The following is a 15636-nucleotide window of genomic DNA, read 5'->3' on the forward strand; positions in this document are numbered from 1 at the left end:
CTCCGCCCTCCAGATTAATCAAGATCTGGGCTCGGGCGGCAGGGCGGACGACGCCGAGTGGGCCTCGGCCAGCGCGCGCAGGGTCCTGGCGTCGGCGATGGCCCGCTGCTTGGCGACGCCAGGCTGTATGCCGAGCGCGGGCAGACTGGTGCCGTCGCTCAGGTCGAGGAACACCCAGGGGTCACCCGGCCGGAGGTTCACCCGCAGGATCTCCGCCCAGGCCAGGCGCCGCTTGCTCGCGATGTTCACCACGGTGACGCCGGACTCGTCGGCGACCACCTTCACCCGGGCCAGCTGGGCCAGCACCCAGAAGATCAGCGCGCCGGTGACGACGAAGCTGAGCCGCTCCCCCGGGCCGAGCTGCTCCAGCAGCATCGCGATCCCGGATATCACCAGGAAGATCACGACACCGGCGGTGAGCAGGATCACCCGGGTGTGGCCCGGCCGGAAGGTGACCGGGAGGTCGGGCAGAGAGGTCGGTTCGGACATCGGTCGGCGCACCCCTTACAGGCGGCAGGCGTGGATGGCCGTGGTCAGGATGGCGCGGGCGCCGATGGCGTAGAGGTCGTCCATGATCCGCTGGGCCTCCTTGGCCGGGACCATGGCGCGGACCGCGACCCAGCCCTCGTTGTGCAGCGGGGAGACGGTCGGGGACTCCAGGCCGGGGGTGAGCGCGACGGCCTTCTCCAGCTGCTCGACCCGGCAGTCGTAGTCCATCATCACGTACGTCCGGGCGACCAGGACGCCCTGGAGGCGGCGCAGGAACTGCTGGACCTTGGGCTCCTCGGCGTCGGCGCCGGTACGGCGGACGACGATCGCCTCGGACTTCATGATCGGCTCGCCGAAGACCTCAAGGCCCGCGTTGCGCAGGCTGGTGCCGGTCTCCACGACGTCGGCGATGACCTCGGCCACGCCCAGCTCGATCGCGGTCTCGACGGCGCCGTCCAGGTGGACGACGGAGGCGTCGACGCCGCCGTCGGCGAGGTGCTTCTGGACGATGCCCTCGTAGGAGGTGGCGACGGTCCTGCCCTTGAGGTCCGCGAGGCCCTCGGCGGTGCCCGGCTTGGCGGCGAAGCGGAACGTGGAGCGGGCGAAGCCCAGCGGCAGGATCTCCTCGGCGTCGGCGCCGGAGTCGATCAGCAGGTCGCGGCCGGTGATGCCGATGTCGAGGCGGCCGGAGGAGACGTAGATCGCGATGTCGCGGGGGCGGAGGTAGAAGAACTCGACCTCGTTCTCCGGGTCGACGATGCGCAGTTCCTTGGACTCGCGGCGCTGCTGGTAGCCGGCCTCATGCAGCATCTCCGCCGCAGGGCCGGACAGTGAACCCTTGTTGGGGACGGCGATGCGCAGCATGAGGTCGGCTTCCTTTGCTCGTTCTGTACGGGAGGGGGCGGGGTGCGGCTTACAGGTGGGCGTAGACGTCGTCCAGGCTGATGCCGCGGGCGACCATCATCACCTGGACGTGGTACAGCAGCTGCGAGATCTCCTCGGCGGCTGCCTCCTTGCCCTCGTACTCGGCGGCCATCCAGACCTCGGCGGCCTCCTCGACGACCTTCTTGCCGATGGCATGGACGCCCTTGCCGACCAGCTCGGCGGTGCGGGAGGTGGCGGGATCGCCCTGCGCGGCCTTGTGCTGGAGCTCGGTGAAGAGCTCCTCGAACGTCTTCTTGGACATGGTGAGCCCCACCCTACGCGGTACGGCCGACTCCCTAGTGCCAGGGTTCGGATACTGAGCGGAGGGTGGCCGCCGTCGACACGGCGGCCGTCACCGCCTCGTGGCCCTTGTCCTCGTTCGAGCCCTCCAGGCCGGCCCGGTCCAGGGCCTGCTCCTCGGTGTCGCAGGTGAGCACCCCGAAGCCGACGGGGACGCCGGTCTCGACGGAGACCTGGGTGAGGCCCTGGGTGACGCCCTGGCACACGTAGTCGAAGTGGGGGGTGCCGCCCCGGATGACGACACCGAGGGCGACCACCGCGTCGTAGCCGCGGCCCGCCAGGACCTTGGCGGCGACGGGCAGCTCGAAGCTGCCGGGGACCCGGATCAGGGTCGGCTCGTCGATGCCCAGGTCGCGCAGGGCGCGCAGGGCGCCGTCGACCAGACCGTCCATCACCTTCTCGTGCCACTGCGCCGCGATGACGGCGACCCGCAGGTCGCTCACGTTGCGTACGGACAGTTCCGGTGCACCCTTGCCGCTCACGTCTCTCCTCAGTGCTTTCTTGCTTACTGGTTGCCACAGGTGGCCGCGGACGCGGCCACGGACGCCGACACGGCGGGCGTGTCGAGCCAGGGCAGGTCGTGACCCATCCGGTCCCGCTTGGTGCGCAGGTAGCGGAGGTTGTGCTCGCCGGCCTGGACCGGCATCGGCTCGCGGCCGGTGACCTTCAGGCCGTGGCTGAGCAGCGCGTCGGTCTTCTCGGGGTTGTTGGTCATCAGCCGGACCCCGCGCACGCCGAGGTCGGCGAGGATCTGCGCGCCGGCGCCGTAGTCGCGGGCGTCGGCGGGCAGGCCGAGTTCCAGGTTGGCGTCCAGGGTGTCGCGGCCCTGCTCCTGGAGTTCGTAGGCGCGCAGCTTGGACAGCAGGCCGATGCCGCGTCCCTCGTGTCCGCGCAGGTAGACGACGACGCCGCGGCCCTCGGCCTGGATGCGTTCCAGGGCGGTGTCCAGCTGGGGGCCGCAGTCGCAGCGCAGGGAGGCGAAGACGTCGCCGGTGAGGCATTCGGAGTGGACGCGGACGAGGACGTCCTCGCCGTCGCCGATCTCGCCGTGGACGAGGGCGACGTGCTCGACGCCGTCGACGGTGGACCGGTAGCCGTAGGCGGTGAAGGTGCCGTGCCGGGTGGGCAGGCGGGTCTCGGCCTCGCGGCGGACGGTGGGCTCGCTGCCGCGGCGGTGCGCGATCAGGTCCTCGATCGAGATGATCGTCAGACCGTGCTTGCGGGCGAACGGGATCAGCTCGGGCAGGCGCAGCATCCGGCCGTCCTCGCCGGCGATCTCCACGATGGCGCCGGCCGGGCGCAGGCCCGCGAGCCGGGCGAGGTCGACGGCGGCCTCGGTGTGGCCGTTGCGGACCAGGACGCCGCCCTCCCTGGCGCGCAGCGGGAAGACGTGGCCGGGACGGACGAGGTCGCCGGGTTCGGCGGTGCCGCTCGCCAGGAGCTGGAGGGTGGTGGCGCGGTCGGCGGCGGAGATGCCGGTGGTCACACCGTGCGCGGCGGAGGCGTCCACCGAGACGGTGAAGGCGGTCTTCATGGACTCGGTGTTGTCCTCGACCATCTGCGGCAGCCGGAGCCGGTCCAGCTCCTCGGCCTCCATGGGCGCGCAGATCAGGCCCCGGCACTCGCTCATCATGAACGCGACGATCTCGGGGGTGGCCTTCTCGGCGGCGATGACGAGGTCGCCCTCGTTCTCCCGGTCCTCGTCGTCCACGACGACCACCGGGCGGCCGGCCGCGATGTCCGCGATGGCCTGCTCGACCGGGTCGAGCGCGAAGTTCTCCAGGTCGTTGCCGTCGTACAGCAGCGGTGCCGAGGTCATGCCGGCGCTCCTTCCAGTGCGGGCTGCGGGCCCCGGCGGGAGCGCAGCCACCAGTCGCGCATGCCCCACAGGACGAGTGCGCCGTAGATGACGTAGACGAAGCCCGAGAAGGCGTAGCCGTTGGCGAAGTTGAGGGGGACGCCGACGAGGTCGACGAGGAGCCAGGCGAACCAGAACTCGACCATGCCCTTGGCCTGGGCGTACATCGCGACGATGGTGCCGACGAAGATGTAGGCGTCGGGCCAGGGGTCCCAGGACAGCTTCGGGTAGGCCGTGAAGAGCAGGGCGACGGCGACCGTGCCGGCGGCGGCCGCGGCGAGCATCGACGCGCGCTCGGGCCAGGTGGCGAACCGGGGCGTGATGTGGCCGTCCGCGGACCGGTCCTTCGTGCGCCGCCACTGCCACCAGCCGTACAGCGCGACGGCCATGACGACGGCCTGCTTGCCGGCGCTGCCGGTCAGGTGGCCGTAGAAGGCGGCGAAGAGGACGAGGCCGGACAGGAACTGGACGGGCCAGGTCCACAGGGAGCGGCGCCAGCCGAGGGCGAGGGTGATCAGGCCCAGGATGTTGCCGATCATGTCGGACCAGATGATGTGCTGGCCGAAGAGGGTGAACGCCTCGGAGTTCATCCAGTTCACTTCGTGTCCCCCTGCGCACGGTCGCCGAGGAGCCGCTCGACGTACTTGGCGATGACGTCCACTTCGAGGTTGACCGGGTCGCCGGGCTGCTTCACGCCGAGCGTGGTGAGGGCGAGGGTGGTCGGGATGAGGCTGACGGTGAAGTGGTCCGGGCCGGCGTCGACCACGGTGAGGCTGATGCCGTCGACGGTGATGGAGCCCTTCTCGACGACGTACCGGGAGAGTTCCGCGGGGAGCGAGATCTTGACGATCTCCCAGTTCTCCGAGGGCGTGCGGTCCAGGATCCGGCCGGTGCCGTCCACGTGCCCCTGCACGATGTGGCCGCCGAGGCGGGCGCCGACGGCGGTGGGGCGTTCCAGGTTGACGCGGGAACCGGTGGTGAGCACGCCGAGGCTGGAGCGCTTCAGGGTCTCGGCCATGACGTCGGCGGTGAACTCGTCGCCCTCGTGCTCCACGACGGTGAGACAGACCCCGTTCACGGCGATGGAGTCGCCATGCTGCGCGCCCTCGGTCACGACGGGGCCGCGGAGCCGGAAGCGGGAGGCGTCGCCGAGGTTCTCGACGGCGGTGACCTCACCCAGCTCTTCGACGATTCCGGTGAACACTTCCCGGGTCCTCCTGCCTCTTCGGGCACGGACTCCGGGGCCTGTCGATGACGACAGCATGTACGGGTGAACACACACCGGGGGCGTCGCCGGAACGGACACGTCCGGACATGGACGAGTCCCGATACGGCGGCGCGCACACGGAAGACGCATGCCCGCCCGCCGCGCACTGCCTCCCATCCGGACTTTAACCGTCGGTCCAGGAATTTCACCTGGTCAACCGGCCGCTGGAAGCGGCCGGGTCGCGGACTGTAACCGCCGGTTCGGACTTTCACCGACCCCGGAGTGCGCTGCTTCTGGTACAGGGCCAGTGTGCCACGACCGGTACTCGTCCAGACAGGTGATCGGTGTGGGCTCGCTCACAGTGCGTACCGCTCGTTTCGCGTGGCGCAACCGTGCTGGTCAACTGGCCGGAACCGGTGGAGTGTTGAGCTTGGTCCGGACCCATTGACCGTACTGGTCTAGTCCTTTTAGGGTGCGGACGGGCCCGGCGGCGGTGACGACGGCCCTTGCCCGCCGCCGGGCCGCCAGCCACCCCTGGCGGCCCGTGTCACATTTCCGGGCTCCGGCCCGTCCTGGGCGACGAAGGGCACTCCGCACGGGAGTGCCCCGGTGTCCTAGGGGACGGAGAACGGCATGACCACGATCCTGGTGACCGGTGGAACCGGAACGCTCGGCCGGCTCGTCACACAGCGGCTGCGGGCGGACGGGCACGAGGTGCGGGTGCTCAGCCGGCACAGCCGGCCGTACGCCGTCGACCTGCGCGCGGGCGGTGCGGGCCTGGACGCGGCGCTGGCCGGCGCGGAGACGGTCGTGCACTGCGCGAGCTCGCCCCGGGGCGGCGACGAGCAGGCCGCCCGCAATCTGCTCGCCGCGGCCCGGGGAGCGGGGGTGGGCCATCTGGTGTACGTCTCGATCGTCGGCGTGGACCGGGTGCCGTTCGGCTACTACCGGAGCAAGCTCGCCGTGGAGCGGCTGGTCGAGGAATCCGGGCTCGGCTGGACCGTGCTGCGGGCGACCCAGTTCCACGACCTGGTCGTCACGCTGCTCCGGGGCCTGGCCAAGGCACCGGTGCTGGCGGTCCCGGCGGGGGTGGCGGACCAGCCGGTCGAGGTGGCCGAGGTGGCCGGCCGGCTGGCGGAGCTGGCGCTCGGGGCGCCGGCCGGGCGGGTGCCGGACCTGGCGGGCCCGCAGGTCCGCACGTTCGACTCGCTGGCCCGCGCGTACCTGCGGGCGACGGGCCGGCGCCGGCCGGTGGTCCGGGTGCCGCTGGCCGGCAAGACGTACCGGGCCTTCCGCGCGGGCTGGCACCTGGCGCCGGAGCGGGCGGTGGGCGAGGTGACCTTCGAGGAGTACCTGGAGCGGCGGTTCGGGCGGGGGCCGGTACAGTCGCCCGCGTGACGGCACCGGTGATCCGCTCGATCGAGCGGGACGGGACGGCCTGGGCCGACCCCACCGCGGACCAACTCCACGACCTGCCGGCCGACATGAGCCCGACCTGGCGGTTCGTCATCGTGGAACGGCTCGACCGGGAGCCCGCCGGCCAGCACTACATGCAGGTGTACCTGGAGGACGACCTCGGCTGCCGGGTGGAGTACCGCGAGGGCGGCCCGGACCGGCACTTCCAGGCCCGGGTGCCCCGCGAGAGCGACACGGCCGCCGTGGAGCCCGTGGCCGAGGTGGTGCAGGCCTGGGCCTTCGGCCGACCGGGCCGGCGGGAGGCACTTCCCTGGACCCCGTGGCCGTCCCGGGTCCCCCCGCGTCCCTGACCTCCCCCGGCTGACGGGCCGGTCAGCCGCCCGCCCGCTCCGGTGGTGCGAACAGTTCGTCCTGGGCGTGCTCCCGGGCGGTGAGGAGGGCTCCGCGGAGTACGGCCGTCCCGCCGAGGCTGCTCGCGCGCACCTCGGTGGCCAGCGGCGACATCCGGCGCAGCCGTTCCTCCACCAGGCCGGCGAGCACCGCTCCCCCGGCCTGTCCGACCTCCCCGCCGAGCACCACGCAACCGGGGTCCAGGACGGCCACCACGGAGGCGACGCCGACGGCGACCCGGTCGGCCAGGGCCCGCAGGAAGCGGGCCGCGGGACCGTCGCCGGTCACGGCGCGGGGGGCGGCCGATGCCGGAGGAGCCTCAGCGCGCACGGCCTCCGGCGCTCCCGTCGCCTCCGCCACCGCCGCCCGTACCACCTCGGCCGCCCCCGGGCCGTCCGGCGAGGGTGCGGCCGGGAGGGCGTGCCGGGCCGCCAGGGCGGTGATCGCCGCGGCGCCGGTCAGGGAGTGGAAGCCGCCGGCGCAGTCGGCCGCCTCGGGGAGGGCGTCCGTGCCCGGGACCGGGAGGAAGCCGATCTCACCGGTGCCGCCGGAGGCCCCGCGGCGCAGCGTGCCGTCCAGGACGACCGCGGCGCCGACGCCGTGGCCGAGCCAGAGCAGGACGAAGGTGTCCCGGTCCCGGGCGGCGCCCTCGCGCTGTTCGGCGAGGGCGGCCAGATTGGTCTCGTTCTCCACGGTGACCCGGGCGCCGGACAGCCGGTCCTGGAGGGCGGCGGCCAGGCTGCGGTGCCAGGCGGGCAGCCCGGCGGAGTCGCGCAGGTCACCGGTGGCGGGGTCGATGAGGCCGGGCGCGCCGATGCCGACGGTGTGCAGCTGGTCGGCTCCCGCCTCCTTCAGGGCCCGTTCCACGGCGGCCACCGCCTGCTCCACGGCCGGCCCGGTCCCGGTCTCCCCGCCGATCGGTACGGACGCCTCGCCGAGCACCCGCCCGAGCAGGTCGGAGACGAGGACGAGGACGCCCTGGGTGCGGACGTCGAGCGCGGCGAGGTGGGCGCGGTCGGCGACGATGCCGTAGAGCCGGGCGTTGGGACCCCTGCGCTGGGCGCCGGACTCGCCGACCACCGTGATCAGCCCGGCGGCGGCGAGCCGGTCGACCAGGTCGGCGACCGTGGGCCGGGACAGGCCGGTGAGCTGCTTCAACTGCCCTGCCGTGAGCGGGCCTTCCTGTTGCAGCAGCCGCAGGGCCAGCCGGTCGTTGATGGCCCGGGCGGTACTGGGTGATGCGGGCATGACGGGATCCTCCCAGATCGCCTGCGCTGCGACCGCTATCTATCAGGCAGGGTCCCTGATAGTTTACGGCGCGTCGCAGTGGAGTGGGTCCGGGCAGCCCGGGGAGGGGCAGGATCGTGAGTGACGTGACGTACGCACCCGACGAGGTCAGACGCGCCCGGTACGCCGTGGCGGCCGTGTTCGCCGTGCACGGCGCCGTGACCGGCTCCTTCGCGACCCGCGTGCCGTGGGTCCAGGACCACGCCTCGCTCAGCGCGGGCCAGCTCGGCTTCGCGCTGGCGTTCACGGCGTTCGGCGCCTCCTGCGCGATGCCGCTGGCCGGCCGGATCAGCCACCGCTTCGGCAGCCGTACGGCACTGCGCGGCCTGCTCGCGCTGTGGACGCTGTCCCTGGTGCTGCCGTCGGTCGCGCCGAACCTGCTCACCCTGTGCCTGGCGATGTTCGCCTACGGCGCGTCCGCGGGCATGGCCGACGTCGCGATGAACGCGCTCGGCGTGGAGGTCGAGCGGCGGCTCGGCAAGTCGATCATGTCGGGGCTGCACGGCATGTGGAGCGCGGGCGCCCTGACCGGCTCGGCGGCCGGCACCCTCGCCGCGCACCTCGGTGCGGACGCGCGCCTGCACTTCGCGCTGGCGGCGGCCGTCCTCACCGTGCTCGGGTTCGTGGTCTGCGCCTGGGTGCCGGACCTGAAGCCCGCCGAGGACGAGGAGCCGCCGCCACGGTTCGCGCTGCCCCCGCGCTCGGCGCTGCTGATCGGCGCCATCGGCTTCTGCGCGGTGTTCGCCGAGGGCGCCAGCCTCGACTGGTCGGCGGTGTACCTGCGGGACCGGCTGGCGGGTTCGGCAGGGCTGGCGGCGGCCTCCACGACCGGGTTCATGCTGACCATGGCGGTGGCCCGGATCGCCGGGGACGCGGTGGTGAACCGCTTCGGCGCGGTCCGCACCGTGCGGGCCGGCGGTGTCCTGGCCGGGCTGGGCGGGCTGCTGGTCGTGCTCGCCGGGCATCCGGCGGTGGCGATGGCCGGGTTCGCGTTGATGGGTCTCGGCATCGCGGTGGTCGTCCCGCTCTGCTTCGCGGCGGCCGGGCACGCCGGCCCCAACCCGAGCCAGGCCATCGCGGGCGTGGCGACCATCACCTACACCTCGGGCCTGGTCGCGCCGAGCCTGATCGGCGGGGTGGCGCAGGCGACCAGCCTGGTGGTGTCCTTCGCGGTGGTGACGGTGCTGGCCTGCGGGCTCGCGGTGTTCGCGGGCGTGCTGCGCACCGCCGAGCGCGCGGGCGGCGGGGAGGTCAGTCCGCGGGCCGCAGCAGTTCCCGACCCGCGGCCCTGAAGGTCTCGGTCCAGGGCGCGGGGCGCATGGTCGTCGCGTCCAGCCGGACCAGCACCCGGGTGCCGTGGGCGTAGGTGCGGGTCCCGTCGGCCGAGCAGAAGCGGAAGCCGTAGGTGAGCCCGGTGGTGCCGAGCCGTTCCAGCCAGAGGTGGACGGCGTAGCCGCCCGGGCTGGTGACCGGGGCCTCGTAGGTGATGCGCAGTTCCTTGACGGCGTTGCAGGCGTCGCCGGCCGCCGCCCAGTCGCCGTCGAAGCGGACGCCGTGCTCGTGCCACAGCTCGGTCCAGGCGCGCTCGACCATCAGGGGGTAGCGGGCGTTGTGCAGCAGCCCGAGCGCGTCGAGGTCGTCGAAGTGGACGGTGACGGGGATCAGCCGGCCGTGGGAGACGGCGGGGGCGGTCGGGGCTTCGGCGGTCACGGGACGGGCTCCTGAGCAGCGCTGGCGGGGTGGTGACACCCCCGTACAGGATCATACTAAGCGACCGCTCAGGAGCCCGGCCCGGCGGTGGGCGGGCGGGGACTCGGCCGGCGATCGTCGGCCGCCGCGGGTACGACGCCGGTCGCCCCGTACCGGTGGAACTCCAGCCCGGGGCGGGGGCAGCCGGCGGCGCCGGTCGCGGCCGGCGGCAGGCAGCCGACCGCCCCGGACAGGCTCTGCCCGACCGGGCCCGCGTGGTCCCGGAGGTGTACGCCCACGTGGGCTCGCGGGCGACCGAGCCCTATCAGGTACATGAACCTGATTCACCCTGTGGACCCTTCGGGCGTGAAGGCGCTCGATACCCCTGACAATGGTTCGGACCTCTTCACGTACAAAGAAAGCGAAACCCCACCATGGACCTCGGCGTGCGCTGGAAACTGCACGGTGACGGGCGCACGCCCGCACCCGGAGCGGTGGTACGCCCCGACGAACGGCTCTCCTGGCCCCGCACCGTCGGCCTGGGCGCCCAGCACGTGGTCGCCATGTTCGGCGCGTCCTTCGTGGCCCCGGTTCTCATGGGCCTGGACCCGAACCTGGCCATCATGATGTCGGGCGTGGCGACCGTGATCTTCCTGCTCGCCACCCGCGGCCGGGTGCCGAGCTACCTCGGCTGCTCCCTGTCGTTCGTGGGCGTGGCCGCCGTCATCCGCGCCCAGGGCGGCACCAGCGCGACCGTGACCGGCGCCGTCCTCGTCGTCGGCGTCGTGCTGTTCCTGGTGGGCCTCGCCGTGCAGCGCTTCGGCGCGCGGATCATCCACGCCGCCATGCCGCCGATCGTCACCGGCGCGGTCGTCATGCTGATCGGCTTCAACCTGGCCCCGGTGACCGCCTCCACCTACTGGCCGCAGGACCAGTGGACGGCCCTGCTCGTCATGCTCTTCACGGGCCTGGCGGTGGTCTGCCTGCGCGGGTTCTGGTCCCGGGTCGCGATCTTCCTCGGCCTGGTCTTCGGCTACGGCATCTCCTGGGCGTTCGACCGGATCTTCGGCCGGATCCACTCGACGGGCCCGGGCGGCAAGGTCACCGACCACTGGCGCCTCGACCTCTCCGGCGTCTCCAAGGCCGACTGGATCGGCCTGCCGCATTTCCACGGACCGTCCTTCCAGTGGTCGGCGGTCCTGGTCGCGCTGCCGGTGGTCATCGCCCTGGTCGCCGAGAACGCCGGCCACGTCAAGGCGGTCGGCGAGATGACCGGCGACCCGCTGGACGACAAGCTCGGTACGGCGATCTCGGCGGACGGCGTCGCCTCCGTGCTGTCGACGGCCGTCGGCGGACCGCCGAACACCACCTACTCGGAGAACATCGGCGTGATGGCCGCGACCCGCGTCTACTCCACCGCCGCCTACTGGGCCGCCGCCGGTTTCGCGCTGCTCTTCGGTGTCTGCCCGAAGTTCGGCGCGGTCGTCGCCGCGATCCCGGGCGGTGTCCTCGGCGGCATCACCGTGATCCTCTACGGCATGATCGGCCTGCTCGGCGCGCAGATCTGGCTGCACGCCGGGGTGGACCTGCGCAACCCGCTGAACCTGGTGCCGGCCGCCGCGGGCATCATCATCGGCGTCGGCAACGTCACCATGAAGTTCACCGACACCTTCTCGCTCAGCGGCATCGCCCTGGGCACCCTGGTCGTCATCACCGGCTACCACGCGCTGCGCGCCTTCGCCCCGGCCCATCTCAAGCAGCAGCAACCGCTGCTGGACGAGGGCACCTCCGCCTACGACGAGGAGGCGGGCGCGGAGCCGGGCACACGGGCGCCGCGCGCCGAGCCGTAGGCCCGGGGGTCCCCCGTTCCGGCGAAGCACCGGGCCGGTCGGCACGCCGGCCGGCCCCGGGCTGGGACCCTTCCCCCATGGTCCGGTCGGAACAGCTCACCACCCCCGTAGACGCCGTCGTCGCGCGGATGCGCGCACTCGACGCGGCCCTGCCCGCACGGGACGGTGTCGCCGTGTTCAACCGCGTCTACCTCGCCGTCACCGAGGAGATCGACCGCCGCCTGGACGCCGGGCGGTTCCCGGACCCGCGCGCGGCGGCCGCGCTGGACGTGCGGTTCGCCGAGCGGTACCTGGCCGCGGTCGACGCGGCGGCCGCGGACCGCCGTCCGCCCGCCTGCTGGCGGCCGCTGTTCCAGCTCCGCCGCCATCCGGGGGTACGTCCGCTGCAGTTCGCACTGGCCGGCATCAACGCCCACATCGGGCACGACCTGGCGCTGGCCGTGGTCGACGCCTGCCGCACGCTCGGCTGCGAACCGGCCGAGCTGGAGGACGAGTTCGACCGCGTGGGCGATCTCCTCGTCTCGCTGGAGGAACGCATCCGGGAGGAGCTGATGCCGGGCCCCGACCTGCTCCAGATCGCCGACCCGCTCACCCATCTGCTGGGCTCGTGGAGCCTGGAGCGGGCGCGGGACGCGACGTGGGCCGCGGCCCGGGCGCTGTGGGCACTGCGGCACTGCGCCGACGTGGCCGAGGAGTTCACCGAAGGGCTGGACGCGGCGGTCGGGTTCGCCGGCCGGATGCTGCTGACGCCGCTGGCCGACTGAGCGCCCGGGGCATGGAAGAGGCGCGGGCGGCCGGATTCCGTGGCCGGCCGCCCGCGCCTTGGTCGATGTCCCGGGTCAGTCCTCGGGAAGCTCCACCGGCGCGATCTCGTCGTAGACGTCACCCGGACCCGGGTTCGACGCGTCGGTCGTGCCGCCGAAGTGGTGCATCACGCCCCACACCGCGTTCAGCGCGGTCTGGACGGCACCCTCGGCCCAGCCGGCCGTCCAGGAGATGTCGTCACCGGCGAGGAAGATGCCCCGCTTGTCCTCGGGCAGCCGGTCCTGCATGAAGTGCGTGAACAGGCGCCGCTGGTAGCGGTAGTGGCCGGGCAGGTTGGCCTTGAACGCGCCCATGAAGTAGGGCTCGTTCTCCCAGGAGACCGTCACCGGGTTGCCGATGATGTGCTTCCTGATGTCGACCTTCGGGTAGATCTCGCCGAGGGACTTCAGCATGACCTCCATCCGCTCGTTCGCGGACAGCGGCAGCCACTTCAGGCTGTCGTCGCACCAGGTGTAGGACAGGCAGATCACGGCGGGCTTGTCCGGGCCGTCGTCCAGCAGGTAGGTGCCGCGGGTCATGCGGTCGGTGAGCGTCATCGACATGACGTCCCGGCCGGTTTCCTCGTCCTTGTCCAGCCAGAACGGCCGGTCCACGGGCACGAAGAGCTTGCTGGACTCCATGTAGTGGGTGCGCTCGATGGCGGTCCAGTGGTCGATCGGGAACAGCGAATCGTCGCAGGCGATCTTGGACAGCAGCATCCAGGACTGGGCGGTGAAGATCGCCGCCTGGTAGGTGCGGATGTCGCCGTCGGCGTCGGTCACGGTGATCCGGTTGCCGGCGGTGCGGTGCAGCCGGGTCACGGCCGGCAGCGGCTTGCCGCCCTCGTGCAGCGTGGCGAGCGAGGTGCCGTACGGCCAGTGGACGATCTTCTCCGGCTCGCGCTCCCACAGGCGCAGCGGCAGCTGCTGCGAGCCGCCGACGATGCCGCGGTGGTGGTCGTCGGCCTCGGTGTAGACGACGCGGAGGATCTCCAGGATGGAGTTCGGGAAGTCGGTGTCCCAGCCGCCGGTGCCGAAGCCGACCTGGCCGAAGATCTCCCGGTGCCGGAAGGACTTGAAGGCCTCCGAGTCGCAGAGGAAACCGTAGAAGGTCTGGTTGTCGAGCTTCTCGACCAGCTGGGCCCAGATCTCGCGGATGCGCGGCACGTCCCGCTCGCGCATCGCACGGTTCATGTCGGAGAAGTCGGCGCCCTCTTCGAGGCACTTGCCCCAGGCCGCGGCGACGTCCCGGTACACCTGCGGCAGGTCGTCGATGGTCTCGGCGTAGTGCGACTCGCCCTTGAGGTCCACGACCGTCGAGGGGGTCGCCTCGGCGAGCGGGTTCGGGAAGGGCCTGGTCTCCAGGCCGACCATGTCGATGTAGTGCTGGAGGGCGGTGGAGGAGGGCGGGAAGCGCATCGCGCCCATCTCGGCGGTCAGCGAGTCGTCGCAGCCCTCGAAGCCGACCGTGCGGAGCCGGCCGCCGATCTGGTCGGCCTCGTAGACGACGGGCTTGAGGCCCATCTTCATCAGCTCGTAGGCGGCCACGATGCCGGACAGGCCGCCGCCGATGACCGCGATCTCGGTGCCGTGCTCCGTCGCCGGGATCTGGCCGAGGCCCGCCGGGTGGGCGAGGTAGTCGTCGTAGGCGTACGGGAAGTCCGGGCCGAACATGGTGATCGGCGGCTGCTGCTCGTCGGTGTGCTCGACGGCGTTGGGCACCGTGGACGTCATGGGGTACGGACTCCTTGCACGAAAGAACTCGGGGGGAAGTTCGGGGGGAGGCTCAGGGGGTTCAGACGAGGGACCCGTACAGACCGGGGCGGCGGTCCTTCAGGTACGGGTTGGCCTCGCGGGAGGCGGCGAGGAAGGCGGGGTCGACGTCGGCGACGATCAGCTCCTCGCCCCGGCCGGCGCGGCTGCGGGCGATCCCGTCGGGACCGGCGAGGGCGGAGAGCCCGAAGAACTCGAACTCGCCCTCCGGGCCGACCCGGTTGACGTACGCGACGTACATCTGGTTCTCCCAGGCCCGCACCGGCACCATGGCCTCGGCGACGAACTGGAACGGGTGCATGTTCGCCGTCGGCACGACGAGCAGGTCGGTGCCGGCCAGGGCGTGGGCGCGGGCGTTCTCCGGGAACTCGACGTCGTAGCAGATCATGAGGCCGACGGTCAGGCCGCCCAGCCGGGCCTGGACCAGCGACTGCTCGCCCGGGGTGAAGTGGTCGCGCTCGGCACAGCCGAAGAGGTGGGTCTTGCGGTAGTTCGCGAGCCGGGTGCCGTCGGCGGAGACCAGCTGGGCGGAGTTGTAGACGGTCTCGCCGTCCCGCTCCGGGTAGCCGTAGACGAGGGCCAGCCCGTGCCGGGAGGCGATCTCGGCGATCGCGTCTGCGGAGCGGCCGTCGGCGGGCTCGGCGAGGCGGGCGATGTCGTCGCCGATCGCGTACCCGGTGAGGAACATCTCCGGCGCGGCCAGCAGCCCCGCGCCCGCGGCGGCGGCCCGGCCCGCGGCCTCGTCGAGCACCTTGAGGTTCTCGACGACGGAACCGGGGCGGCCGGAGCTCTGGAGCAGGGCGGTGCGCATGGGGCATCCTCACCGAACGGGAAGTCTGGGGGGTCAGAAAGACGGTACGGTCGGCGCGCTCGGCCGGACAAGCAGGAGCCGTTGCGCGCCCGTGCGAGGTTCGTTGCGTGCAGCGGGGGTCGAACGGCGATTCGTTGCGTCCCCACGCCCACCGGTCGGGGCCGCCCCGTGGCTGACGCGGCTGACCTGCCACTTTGGGGGGCCGGTCCCCACCCGCCGACCGGGGGCGGCAGCACGCCGAGGGGGGACGCGGCCCCCGGCCGGGGACAGGCCGGCATCCCACGACCGGCTCGGCCGGGCGCGCCACGGGGCGACGGAACGCGGCCGACCGACCGTGATCCAGGGCGACGGGTCAGGGGGGCGAGAGGGCGCGGCCGGGGCAGGGTCCAGGGCGGCAGCGGAACAGGGCCGGCAGGGCAGCCGGCGCGCGTCCAAGGCGGCGGTGGATGAGGGACCGCAGGAGCGGCCGGCACGCGGTCCCGGCCGACGCCAGAACAGGACCGGCAGGGCGGCCGGGGCGTGCCCCAGGCGGCGGAGGGTCAGATCCGCAAGCGCGGCCGGCACGCGGTCCCCGCCGGCGGCAGAACAAGACCGGCAGAGCAGCCGGCGCATGCCCCAGAGCGGCGGTGGATCAAGGTCCACAAGCGCGGCCGCCACGCGATCCCCGCCGACGCCAGAACAAGACCGGCAGAGCAGCCGGGGCGTGCCCCAGGCGGCGGAGGGTCAGGATCCACAAGCGCGGCCGGCACACGGTCCCCGCCGGCGGCAGAACAGGACCGGCAGAGCAGCCGGCGCATGCCCCAGAGCGGCGGTGGATCAAGGTCCACAAGCGCGGCCGG

General features: G+C 72.7%; 17 protein-coding genes and 1 riboswitch. Of the genes, 5 read left to right on the forward strand and 12 right to left on the reverse strand.

Features of this window, described 5'->3' with window-relative positions; all coding sequences use genetic code 11:
* Window positions 1-18: 18 nt before the first annotated feature.
* The 7 genes from IG05_RS0118060 to IG05_RS0118090 are packed head-to-tail and all read right to left on the reverse strand — an operon-like array spanning window position 19 to window position 4775.
* The gene (locus IG05_RS0118060; protein WP_030343773.1) at window positions 19-489 is read right to left on the reverse strand and encodes a PH domain-containing protein; all 471 of its coding nucleotides are present in this window, start codon (window positions 487-489) and stop codon (window positions 19-21) included.
* Window positions 490-504: 15 nt separating this feature from the next.
* Window positions 505-1353, reverse strand: coding sequence for an ATP phosphoribosyltransferase (gene hisG, locus IG05_RS0118065; protein ID WP_030343774.1), 849 nt, complete (start codon window positions 1351-1353; stop codon window positions 505-507).
* Between the two features lie 49 nt (window positions 1354-1402).
* Entirely contained in the window at window positions 1403-1675 is a 273-nt protein-coding gene (locus IG05_RS0118070; RefSeq protein WP_019983911.1) for a phosphoribosyl-ATP diphosphatase, read from the reverse strand.
* Between the two features lie 34 nt (window positions 1676-1709).
* The gene (gene ribH, locus IG05_RS0118075; protein ID WP_030343777.1) at window positions 1710-2195 is read right to left on the reverse strand and encodes a 6,7-dimethyl-8-ribityllumazine synthase; all 486 of its coding nucleotides are present in this window, start codon (window positions 2193-2195) and stop codon (window positions 1710-1712) included.
* 23 nt (window positions 2196-2218) lie between these two features.
* Complete coding sequence (locus tag IG05_RS0118080) at window positions 2219-3532, reverse strand: bifunctional 3,4-dihydroxy-2-butanone-4-phosphate synthase/GTP cyclohydrolase II (RefSeq protein WP_030343779.1); 1314 nt, start codon at window positions 3530-3532, stop codon at window positions 2219-2221.
* Entirely contained in the window at window positions 3529-4170 is a 642-nt protein-coding gene (locus IG05_RS0118085) for a nicotinamide mononucleotide transporter family protein (RefSeq protein ID WP_030343780.1), read from the reverse strand. Before IG05_RS0118085 ends, IG05_RS0118080 begins: the two co-directional genes overlap by 4 nt.
* Window positions 4167-4775 (reverse strand): riboflavin synthase, encoded by a 609-nt coding sequence (locus IG05_RS0118090; RefSeq protein ID WP_030343782.1) that lies wholly within the window; start codon window positions 4773-4775, stop codon window positions 4167-4169. Before IG05_RS0118090 ends, IG05_RS0118085 begins: the two co-directional genes overlap by 4 nt.
* 162 nt (window positions 4776-4937) lie before the next feature.
* A riboswitch (FMN riboswitch) is annotated at window positions 4938-5068 on the reverse strand.
* A 343-nt stretch (window positions 5069-5411) separates the two neighbouring features.
* Between IG05_RS0118090 and IG05_RS0118095 the strand changes: the two genes are divergently transcribed.
* Window positions 5412-6176 carry an SDR family oxidoreductase gene (locus IG05_RS0118095; protein WP_030343784.1) on the forward strand — a complete coding sequence of 255 codons (765 nt, stop codon included), beginning with the start codon at window positions 5412-5414 and terminating at the stop codon, window positions 6174-6176.
* Window positions 6173-6544, forward strand: a complete 372-nt coding sequence (locus IG05_RS0118100; protein ID WP_030343785.1) for a hypothetical protein — start codon at window positions 6173-6175, stop codon at window positions 6542-6544. The genes IG05_RS0118095 and IG05_RS0118100 overlap by 4 nt, the downstream gene beginning before the upstream one ends.
* A gap of 22 nt (window positions 6545-6566) precedes the next feature.
* On the opposite strand, the gene IG05_RS0118105 is transcribed toward IG05_RS0118100, so the two are convergent.
* Window positions 6567-7832 (reverse strand): ROK family transcriptional regulator, encoded by a 1266-nt coding sequence (locus tag IG05_RS0118105; RefSeq protein ID WP_030343787.1) that lies wholly within the window; start codon window positions 7830-7832, stop codon window positions 6567-6569.
* A 116-nt stretch (window positions 7833-7948) separates the two neighbouring features.
* On the opposite strand from IG05_RS0118105, the gene IG05_RS0118110 reads away from it, so the two are divergent.
* Complete coding sequence (locus IG05_RS0118110) at window positions 7949-9163, forward strand: MFS transporter (protein ID WP_030343789.1); 1215 nt, start codon at window positions 7949-7951, stop codon at window positions 9161-9163.
* On the opposite strand, the gene IG05_RS0118115 is transcribed toward IG05_RS0118110, so the two are convergent.
* Together IG05_RS0118115 and IG05_RS0118120 are read right to left on the reverse strand one after the other, a co-directional pair.
* Complete coding sequence (locus IG05_RS0118115) at window positions 9123-9581, reverse strand: acyl-CoA thioesterase (RefSeq protein WP_030343790.1); 459 nt, start codon at window positions 9579-9581, stop codon at window positions 9123-9125. The two genes, IG05_RS0118110 and IG05_RS0118115, sit on opposite strands and share 41 nt — an antisense overlap.
* Window positions 9582-9649: 68 nt before the next feature.
* Window positions 9650-9859: a hypothetical protein gene (locus IG05_RS0118120; protein WP_030343792.1), complete on the reverse strand. Its 210-nt coding sequence runs from the start codon at window positions 9857-9859 to the stop codon at window positions 9650-9652.
* Window positions 9860-9994: 135 nt separating this feature from the next.
* On the opposite strand from IG05_RS0118120, the gene IG05_RS0118125 reads away from it, so the two are divergent.
* Together IG05_RS0118125 and IG05_RS0118130 are read left to right on the forward strand one after the other, a co-directional pair.
* The gene (locus IG05_RS0118125; RefSeq protein ID WP_030343793.1) at window positions 9995-11410 is read left to right on the forward strand and encodes a uracil-xanthine permease family protein; all 1416 of its coding nucleotides are present in this window, start codon (window positions 9995-9997) and stop codon (window positions 11408-11410) included.
* Window positions 11411-11487: 77 nt separating this feature from the next.
* Complete coding sequence (locus IG05_RS0118130; RefSeq protein WP_030343795.1) at window positions 11488-12174, forward strand: DUF5995 family protein; 687 nt, start codon at window positions 11488-11490, stop codon at window positions 12172-12174.
* Window positions 12175-12249: 75 nt separating this feature from the next.
* Here the strand turns inward: IG05_RS0118130 and IG05_RS0118135 are convergent, their stop codons facing one another.
* On the reverse strand, window positions 12250-13947 hold the full coding sequence (locus IG05_RS0118135; protein ID WP_030343796.1) for a flavin monoamine oxidase family protein: 1698 nt from the start codon (window positions 13945-13947) through the stop codon (window positions 12250-12252).
* 61 nt (window positions 13948-14008) lie between these two features.
* Window positions 14009-14797 (reverse strand): carbon-nitrogen hydrolase family protein, encoded by a 789-nt coding sequence (locus IG05_RS0118140; RefSeq protein ID WP_030343798.1) that lies wholly within the window; start codon window positions 14795-14797, stop codon window positions 14009-14011.
* Window positions 14798-15636: the final 839 nt, after the last annotated feature.

Source organism: Streptomyces sp. NRRL S-1022, from assembly GCF_000720135.1.
Taxonomy (GTDB): domain Bacteria; phylum Actinomycetota; class Actinomycetes; order Streptomycetales; family Streptomycetaceae; genus Streptomyces.

Bases quoted from the DNA above. Each gene is read 5' to 3' on its own strand.
- IG05_RS0118060 (WP_030343773.1), bottom strand. From the start codon at position 489: ATGTCCGAACCGACCTCTCTGCCCGACCTCCCGGTCACCTTCCGGCCG.
- hisG (WP_030343774.1), bottom strand. From the start codon at position 1,353: ATGCTGCGCATCGCCGTCCCCAACAAGGGTTCACTGTCCGGCCCTGCG.
- IG05_RS0118070 (WP_019983911.1), bottom strand. From the start codon at position 1,675: ATGTCCAAGAAGACGTTCGAGGAGCTCTTCACCGAGCTCCAGCACAAG.
- IG05_RS0118080 (WP_030343779.1), bottom strand. From the start codon at position 3,532: ATGACCTCGGCACCGCTGCTGTACGACGGCAACGACCTGGAGAACTTC.
- IG05_RS0118095 (WP_030343784.1), top strand. From the start codon at position 5,412: ATGACCACGATCCTGGTGACCGGTGGAACCGGAACGCTCGGCCGGCTC.
- IG05_RS0118105 (WP_030343787.1), bottom strand. From the start codon at position 7,832: ATGCCCGCATCACCCAGTACCGCCCGGGCCATCAACGACCGGCTGGCC.
- IG05_RS0118125 (WP_030343793.1), top strand. From the start codon at position 9,995: ATGGACCTCGGCGTGCGCTGGAAACTGCACGGTGACGGGCGCACGCCC.
- IG05_RS0118130 (WP_030343795.1), top strand. From the start codon at position 11,488: ATGGTCCGGTCGGAACAGCTCACCACCCCCGTAGACGCCGTCGTCGCG.
- IG05_RS0118135 (WP_030343796.1), bottom strand. From the start codon at position 13,947: ATGACGTCCACGGTGCCCAACGCCGTCGAGCACACCGACGAGCAGCAG.
- IG05_RS0118140 (WP_030343798.1), bottom strand. From the start codon at position 14,797: ATGCGCACCGCCCTGCTCCAGAGCTCCGGCCGCCCCGGTTCCGTCGTC.